This is a genomic window from Saccharopolyspora sp. NFXS83, from assembly GCF_026241095.1.
Classification (GTDB): Bacteria; Actinomycetota; Actinomycetes; order Mycobacteriales; family Pseudonocardiaceae; genus Saccharopolyspora_C.
This window is the reverse complement of the sequence record NZ_JAPFGB010000064.1, coordinates 1-853: the sequence shown is the minus strand read 5'-3', so window position 1 is coordinate 853 and position 853 is coordinate 1. Positions and strand designations below refer to the sequence as shown.

Below are 853 nucleotides of genomic sequence, written 5' to 3'. Positions count from 1 at the left end.
AGCACCAGTTCTCCGATCGACGCCACCGGTTGTCCGGCCGCGTCGGCGAGTTCCACGGACACCGCGTCCGTACCGGCAGGGGACACCCGTACGCGCAGCGTGGAAGCGCCCACCGCGTGCAGCGAGACGTCCCGGAAGGCGAACGGCAACCGCGTCTGCGTTCCCGCGTTCAACCCGACCGCGTGCAACGCCGCGTCGGACAGGACCGGATGCAGTCCGAAGCCGGTGGTCACCGCCCCATCCGGGAGGGTGACCTCGGCTAGTACCTCGTCGCCGACCCGCCACGCTGCGGTCAGGCCCTGGAACAGCGGACCGTAGGTCAAGTCCGCCTCCGCCAGTCCGCGATACAGACCTTGCACGTCGACGGTTTCGGCCCCGGCTGGTGGCCATTGTTTCGGCCAGACCGGTGTGTCCTGGTGGTTTTGGGTCAGCATGCCGGAGGCGTGGAGCACCCACTCCTCGTCCGTGCGCGAGTGCACGGTCAGTGAGCGGCGGCCCGTCTCATCGGGCGCCGTCACCGTCACCTGGACATGGACTTCGCCGCGTTCCGCCAGGGTCAGCGGCGCCGACACCACGAGTTCTTCGATGCCGGCAGCGCCGACCTCGTCCGCGGTCCGCAGCGCCAACTCGACGAACCCCGTACCGGGGAACAACACCGACCCTAAGACGGCGTGATCAGCCAGCCACGGATGGGTGCGCAACGACAACCGGCCGTTCAGCACCGCGCCGCCCCCATCGGCCAAGGACAGGGCTGTGCTCAGCAGCGGGTGGTCGGTCGATGGCGGGGCTTCGAGCCAGTATCGTTGGTGTTGGAACGGGTAGGTCGGTAGTTCCACGACGGTGCGACCTGCTC

General features: G+C 68.7%; 1 protein-coding gene. It reads right to left on the bottom strand.

The genetic code is table 11. From position 1 onward, the window contains the following. Nucleotides 1-836 (bottom strand): polyketide synthase dehydratase domain-containing protein (locus OOZ19_RS29960; protein ID WP_266093532.1); only part of this gene is annotated, 836 nt, incomplete at its 3' end. Between the last annotated feature and the right edge of the window lie 17 nt (nucleotides 837-853).